Source organism: Microvirga aerilata (assembly GCF_016743775.1).
Classification (GTDB): Bacteria; Pseudomonadota; Alphaproteobacteria; order Rhizobiales; family Beijerinckiaceae; genus Microvirga; species Microvirga aerilata.
Genome location: NZ_JAEQMY010000161.1, coordinates 1 through 6,749, shown reverse-complemented (window position 1 = coordinate 6,749; position 6,749 = coordinate 1). Strand labels below are relative to the sequence as shown.

At 60.1% G+C, this 6,749-nt stretch carries 8 protein-coding genes; 3 read left to right on the top strand and 5 right to left on the bottom strand.

The genetic code is table 11. The features are described 5' to 3' along the window. Window positions 1-249: 249 nt before the first annotated feature. Window positions 250-738, top strand: a complete 489-nt coding sequence (locus JKG68_RS30340) for a hypothetical protein (protein ID WP_202065970.1) — start codon at window positions 250-252, stop codon at window positions 736-738. Window positions 739-837: 99 nt separating this feature from the next. Here JKG68_RS30340 and JKG68_RS30335 read toward each other — a convergent pair whose 3' ends face one another. Both JKG68_RS30335 and JKG68_RS30330 read right to left on the bottom strand, forming a co-directional pair. Beyond that, window positions 838-1,164 (bottom strand): NIPSNAP family protein, encoded by a 327-nt coding sequence (locus JKG68_RS30335; RefSeq protein ID WP_202065972.1) that lies wholly within the window; start codon window positions 1,162-1,164, stop codon window positions 838-840. A gap of 191 nt (window positions 1,165-1,355) precedes the next feature. Then, window positions 1,356-2,087 carry a Crp/Fnr family transcriptional regulator gene (locus JKG68_RS30330; RefSeq protein ID WP_202065968.1) on the bottom strand — a complete coding sequence of 244 codons (732 nt, stop codon included), beginning with the start codon at window positions 2,085-2,087 and terminating at the stop codon, window positions 1,356-1,358. Window positions 2,088-2,413: 326 nt separating this feature from the next. On the opposite strand from JKG68_RS30330, the gene JKG68_RS30325 reads away from it, so the two are divergent. Beyond that, entirely contained in the window at window positions 2,414-4,339 is a 1,926-nt protein-coding gene (locus tag JKG68_RS30325; RefSeq protein WP_202065966.1) for a PAS domain S-box protein, read from the top strand. A 349-nt stretch (window positions 4,340-4,688) separates the two neighbouring features. On the opposite strand, the gene JKG68_RS30320 is transcribed toward JKG68_RS30325, so the two are convergent. Next, a complete protein-coding gene (locus tag JKG68_RS30320; RefSeq protein WP_202065963.1) occupies window positions 4,689-5,030 on the bottom strand; it encodes a response regulator in 342 nt (113 codons plus the stop codon). A gap of 190 nt (window positions 5,031-5,220) precedes the next feature. Here JKG68_RS30320 and JKG68_RS30315 point away from each other — a divergent pair, with 190 nt between their 5' ends. Then, window positions 5,221-5,457, top strand: coding sequence for a cytochrome d ubiquinol oxidase subunit II (locus JKG68_RS30315; RefSeq protein ID WP_202065960.1), 237 nt, complete (start codon window positions 5,221-5,223; stop codon window positions 5,455-5,457). Between the two features lie 88 nt (window positions 5,458-5,545). Here the strand turns inward: JKG68_RS30315 and JKG68_RS30310 are convergent, their stop codons facing one another. Together JKG68_RS30310 and JKG68_RS30305 are read right to left on the bottom strand one after the other, a co-directional pair. After that, window positions 5,546-6,055, bottom strand: a complete 510-nt coding sequence (locus JKG68_RS30310) for a DUF892 family protein (protein ID WP_202065957.1) — start codon at window positions 6,053-6,055, stop codon at window positions 5,546-5,548. A 79-nt stretch (window positions 6,056-6,134) separates the two neighbouring features. Further along, window positions 6,135-6,476, bottom strand: coding sequence for a spore photoproduct lyase family protein (locus tag JKG68_RS30305; RefSeq protein ID WP_202065955.1), 342 nt, complete (start codon window positions 6,474-6,476; stop codon window positions 6,135-6,137). Window positions 6,477-6,749 lie beyond the last annotated feature (273 nt).

Sequence of the window (6,749 nt, the reverse complement as noted above, 5' to 3'; positions counted from 1 at the left end):
AACACCCGGCTGCTCTCTTTGTTCTTCGGACAGACTGATCCTCCTGCAGAGGCCATTTCATAGACATCGGCCTAGATCAGACACTCGTCCTATGGCAGGTGCCGTAGTCCGGCACTGCATCCACTAGGGTTAAGTGATCGGCTACTCGGCAAAGCGCTCGTCCGGGACTTCTCCGGTCGTAGCTAAGTTTGCTTAGACCGCAGTTGCTATCGGAGCATCCTTCACTGTCTCATCGGAGCGTTACTGACCGTGTTCGTTAAGCTCGCCCAGCGCCCCAATGACGGGCACAGCTTGCGCCACGACCTTCTGCGAGACCACGATCCCGAAGCGGGTGGCGATCCCCTGGCCCAGTCGGATCAATACCGGTGCGCCCTGCCCAACGAAGCCATGCTCAGTGATAAAGCGCGCCGCCTCCGCCATGGACTGCGCCGGCGCCGCCCGTACAGCAACTCGCCGCGCCACAAGGGCTTCGCGGTCAAGGTCGTCATCACCAGCCGCAACGCCACCATCAAGGCTTTCTGGCTGGCGCGCGGGACCAGCCCAGTGACTACTTTAGGGGACAGGTTGCCAATCATCTCCATCGGCTTGCCAGCCAGCCCTGCCAGCCAGCTGATCCAGTTTGGTTGCTCCAAGACAGCGACGGCCTATTCCAGGGCGGCGCGGTCATCCTTGGCAATGTCCAACCTCAGAATACTCAGGCTGGCTCAGCGCGCCGACAAGCGGAATTTTTCGCATTGAAGCCCTGCCCTGCCCTGTTCGTTCGAGCGGCCTAAGAGGATAGGAGTGTGTCAAGGCGCGACAAAGGATCCGTCGCGCCTGCATAAACCGGTGTAAATACTATTTGACGGATGAAAACGACGTCGGGCTCAGGAACGAATTACTGACTGAGGCTACGATGGGCCCATCCCTTTCACTTTCGGTGCGGGCGGCAATCCAAGTAGGATCAGTTTGAAAGGCATTCCACTTGGTCTCGCACTCGCCCCTTGAGTCCCAGGCGAGCATATAATAAAGATCCTGGTTAGACTCGCCTACCTTCACGGTCCAGAACCCAGCCTGCCGTATGCCGTGCTTCTCCCACAAGCCTAGCGTGGTGTTTTCGAAACGCCTCAGCAACGCGGGCAGGCGGCCGGGAAGACAGTGGTAAATGCGCAGTTCGTAGATCATGCGGAGTCCTTCATTCTGCTGGACCACCACTTTAGGCCGAGAAGGTGCAAAGTTCTTGATATTTGCACAGAATGGCCGCAGTGCGATGCCAGCAATGATCATGGTTCAAGGGCCAATGCAAATCCTGATCGCGCTGCTGGACCGCAGTCCGACGATTGCCGAGGAAACTTTGATGGACTGATCTCTTGTGATCAGGCCCAAGATGATGGGACAGGCAGCAATCGCGCGTAGGTCTGGCGGATCTTAGCGTAACATTCGCAGGCGATCTCCTCGAGACCGGCCCGATCCGCGATGATGATGCCCCCGCGCTGCTGCGTGATTAGGCCCTGCATCTGAAGCGTGCGCAGGGTGGTGCTGACCGTGGAGCGCTGCACCCCCAGCATTTCGGCCAGATCGGCATGGGTCAGGGGCAGGACATCCTCGTCAATCCGGTCCCGCGTGCTGAGGAGCCAGTTGCAGCAGCGGGCCTCCACCGTGTGAATGGCATTGCAGGAGACGGTCTGAAAGGTTTGGGCCAGAAGTGCCTCGGAGTAGCCGAGGATCAGCCGCCGCAGCTTGGGCCGGGCCTGCATCGCCTGCTGCATCCGGTCGATGGGGATCCGAGAGGCAGTGCCGGGCACTTGCACCTTGTAGCGCCCGAAGGCCTCGCGGGAGACGATGGCGCTGATCAGGCCGAACAGCCCCTCCCGTCCGAAGGAGGCGACCTCGACGAACTGGCCCTCCTCCATGATGTTGATCAGGCACACAACGGCATCATGCGGGAAGTAGGTGTAGCGGATCGGATCATGAGGTTCGTAGAGGATTGTCCCCTTCGGCAAGATCACGATCTCCAAGTAGGGTTCAAGGTGCGCCAGATCCTCGGGTTCCAGGGCAGCCAGGAGCCAGTTCCTGCGATGATCAGCCTTGGACGCGGAGAACACCATGACGGCCCTCTGGGATCACGATTGGCAAGCTGAACAGTATGAGAGCCACGAAGCGACCGCTGCAACCCAGGTTAAGATCACGAAAGTATTACCGGCTGCGCCAGCTGAGCTGAAAAGATATGGTCTACTGGCCCTCTACATGGTCACGGTGGATACTTGCGAGTCCATCCTCCGAGTACATTCAAATGATACATTATCCGGTTCCATACATGGCGTCATCGGAATCACACAGATAAACTTCATATGCAGGACGCCATCTGATCTGCCGCAGTGACATTCTTTGCCACAGCCTGATATTACAGCCTATCCTCTGATATCATCTATCCATGTCCCCTAGATCTACCCTGAACGTTACTCTGACCCCTGAACTCCTGCGCCTCATCGGCGAAGATGTGTCCTCCGGCCAATACCAGAGTGCCAGCGAGGTCGTGCGCGAAGCTCTACGGGGCTTCTACGGGGGACAAGCCAAGGCTAACCAATCCGGCACGCCCGATACAGCCTTGACTAAGAGTGAGCAACAGGTGGAAGCCCTCTTCGCTCAAGCGGCGGCAGGGATAGCCCAGGTCGACCTGACGGGTCGCTTCGTGCGTGTGAACAGCCAATACTGTGCCATCCTGGGTCGCCCTCGCGACGAGCTCCTGCAACTCCGCATGCAGGAGCTCACCCACCCGGACGACCTCCTGCACAACATGCTCCTGTTCCGCCGGGCCTTGGAAACAGGTGAGGCATTCGAGATCGAGAAGCGGTACCTGCGCCCAGACACATCGGTGGTCTGGGTGCGCAATGCCGTCAGCCCCATTCTTGATGAATCCGGCAAGCCAGACAGCATTCTGGCTGTGTCCATTGACATCACCGGCTACAAGACCGCCCAGGAGGAGCTGCGTGAGAGCGAGGCCCTCAAGAGTTCCATTCTTGACGCCGCCCTCGATTGCATCGTCTCCATCGACGTGGACAGCCGGGTCATTGAGTGGAACCCCGCCGCCGCGCAGACCTTCGGCTATGCCCGTGACGCGGCCCTGGGCCAGGACTTGGCCGAGCTCATCATCCCACCCGAGTACCGGGACGGTCACCGCCGTGGCATGGCACATTATCTCGCCACTGGCGAAGGACCGGTGCTGAACCGGCGCGTCGAGCTTGAGGCACTTCGCGCCGACGCCTCTCGGTTTCCGGTCGAGCTGACCATCAGCCCAATTGGGGGTGGGGAGAGACCCCGGTTTACCGCCTACTTGCGGGACCTTACCCTTAGCAAGCAGGCGGAAGCGGCCCAGCGCGAGAGCGAGCAGCGCCTTCGCTTAACCTATGAGCATGCCTTCACCAGCATTGCCGAGGTGGACGCCAGCGGTCGCTTTTTGCGGGTGAACGAGCAGTTGAGCAGCATCACCGGCTACAGCCGGGACGAGTTGATGCAGATGACCTTCACCGACATCACCCATCCCGACGACCTACGGGTGGATCTTGATCAGTTCCGCCGCCAGATGGCGGGCGAGATCGACGCCTATGCGCTGGAGAAGCGCTATGTCCACAAGGACGGGCACAGCATCTGGGTCGAGCTGTCCGCCTCCCGGGTGGATGATGTGAACGGCAAACCACTTTATGGCATCCGCGTTGCGCGCGACATCACTGGGAGCAAGCGCGCCGAGGAGCATCAGCGGCTGCTCATCAACGAGCTGAACCACCGGGTAAAGAACACCCTCACGACAGTGCAGTCCATCGTGTTCCAGACCTTGCGCAATGCGCCCACCCCGGCGGACGCGCAAACCGCTCTCGCAAGCCGCTTGATCGCCCTGTCGAAGGCGCATGATGTGCTAACTCAGGAGAGCTGGGAGGCGGCTGGCCTGCATCAGATCGTTGCGGAGGCCATGGAGCCGTTTCGGGCTCAGGGGGAAAACCGGATCAAGGTTGTGGGGCCTCAGGTCCGCCTGCCGCCCTCGATGGCGCTGGCGGTTGCCATGGCACTTCAGGAGCTGGCGACGAACGCGGTGAAGTATGGAGCCCTCTCGAATGAGACCGGCAAGGTGGAGATCCACTGGAGCTTGGATGGGACGAGTGGCCCGGCTCACCTCCATCTACGCTGGGAGGAGAGCGGTGGACCGCCTGTGCGCCCCCCAAGCCGCAGGGGATTCGGCACACGGCTGATCGAGCGGAGCCTCGCTGGCGACCTCCATGGAGAGGCAAAGATCGATTTTGCCTCGGCGGGTCTGGTCTGCACGATTACAGCCCCGGTGCCTGACCCGCTGGCCGTAGCGGCATAGTTCTGCCGGATGCTGTGGACGCCTTGTCCTGTTCCCATGCCCGCTTCGGCAGATCTGAGGCAAGTTCTATAAAGGCAATTATCGGAAATTCAGGTGCCTGGAAGCTGCTTATAGGCGGCATGGATCACACGCCAGCCGAGCTGCTTCGGCCCTGCCTCGATGAAGGCACCATAGCGCCGGTTTCTCGGCATTGTTTCCACCGCATAGCGAATTGCCTCATCGAGGCAAAGGAACGAGCGGCATTACCGGCGCACATGGTAGTTCAGCCTGTCTTCCTAGGGTGAACCGAGAACCAGTGTCACTGGCGCATCCATGTCGAGTGTGGCCTCCTGTCGAAAAGGCGCTTCACTCAAGCTGCCCATGTTTCCAAGACGCCGACCACCTTGGCCATCCTGTACGGCTTCGAGATAATGATCCCTCCAGGGACAGGCTGCATCTTCTCCGCATACCCTGTCACATACGGGACAGGCGGATCGGGGAAGCGTTCCCGGTAGGCCCTGGCCACCACCCAGCCGTCGGCCTCCGGCAGGCGAATGTCGGTCAGGAGGGCATCAAGGGCGATCCCAGCTGGCAGGAGCCTCAGAGCTTCTCCACCGCTGGCCGCTTCGATGACCTCGTACCCAGCGTCTTCCAGCCCCGTCACGGCCACTTCACGCACGAAGGCATCATCTTCTACGACTAGAACTTTCATCAGGTCCGCACTTGTCGGAGTTTCCTCCGTTGTGGAGGGTTTTAGCTCTGGACGCAATTCAGTCCCGTAAAGGCGCTTGTGCGAAAAGATCAGCGCGATCAGCTATCTGCTACGGTCTAATGAATATAACATAGACCAAGCCTCGTGGCAGGCTACGCCTTCACCGGAGCAACGTGGCTCATCATGAAAATTGAAGGCGTCCTGCAACGCCGGGCCGTGGCTTGGGCTCGCGGCTCATGGCCTGGCTTACAGTCTCTTCCCGTACACCGTGCCGGATAGGCTGACGGTTTGGCAGGCTGCCGCCACGCCCGAGTCTTTGTTGATCATCCTCGTGAGCGCCCTGGTGGTCCTGCCGATCATCGGTGCCTATTCGGCGTTCGCTTACCGCATCTTCTGGGGCAAGGCGACGGATCTGCGCTACTACTGAGGCTTACCGCCAGAAAGAAGATCGCGTGTCGCCGCCCTTTTTTAACGGCGACGCGACTGACATCTAAGACTGAAAGAGAGCAGTGCGCCTAACGGTCGGCCCTATCGCCGCTGGTCGTCAACTCCACATAGCGGCGGGTGACGGGCTCGATGAGGCCAGCAACCTCCTGGGCCGCCTGCTCCTCCTCTTGCACCGATTGCTGGAAAGCCGAGATGTGGGTGTTCTCGCTGGCAGCCTCCGCGATGGTGATCAGGGACCGGTAAGCGCCGATCTGCTCATACTGGTAAGCATAGCCCGCATAGAGGTTCTTGAGCGTTTCGTCCTGGAACAGCCCGTGAACCGTGGCCCCGATGGTTCCGGCCACGGTGGTCACGGTTTCCTTGATGGTGGAGATGCTTTCACCAGCAGATTGCAGCGCCTGCTCGAGGCGAGCCAGCTGCTGGCGTGTGGTTTCAATATGGCGCTGGAGAAGGGCTGCGTAGTCCGGATATCGTTCCAGGCGTGAAACTTGAGCTTCCATCTGCTGCAGGCCCTGCTGCTCCATCGCATGGGTGTTGCGCAGTGCTGTGACGTAAATCGACCGGGCATCAGTCGCCATGAACATGCTCCTCAGTGGGGTGATGCAACGACAACAAACTGTCGTCCGCGAGGTTCCTGCCGCCTTGGCCGACCCCGAGTCAGGTCCAGTACAGGACCCGGGCTGCAGGAAGGTACTCGCTGACTGCTTCTTCGAAGAAGGCGCGCATCTCCTTCATGACATCGGGCGTGTACACGTACTTGACCGTATTGAACTTGGTCGTCTTACGCGCCCGCGTTGACTCGTCCATGTCAAGGCCGGAGCCAGGGTACCACCCAGTCAGCACGCTCTTTGACCCCGGCGTGAAGCGATGCGTGATCAGCTCCACCGTCAGGTCCAGCTCCCGAATACAAGCAATCTGCTGAGCCGCCGCCTGCAGAAGACCGCGATGAGCGTCCCGCCAGTCTTCCACCGGCATGATGGGAGCAATTGTCAGTCCCACCGGGTACCCTGCGAGGGCTACCTGACGCAGGGTACCCGGTGGGCTGCAATAGGCGACGTGCCCCCGCTGCTTTAGCCGACATTCGCTTAACCTCCGGGAAGTTCCATCAGCGGATGTTACCACCCGGCCTTAAGGTGGGGATGCAAGGCCTTAAACTCGCAGGGAAGCCTTGGCTCCCCTGCAGCAGTCCATTTTGTTACTCGCTCGACTTCGTCTTGGGCACGTAGGGGCCGTTGCCGTCGAAGGTGTAGGCGGTCTTCACCGTGGTGTAGA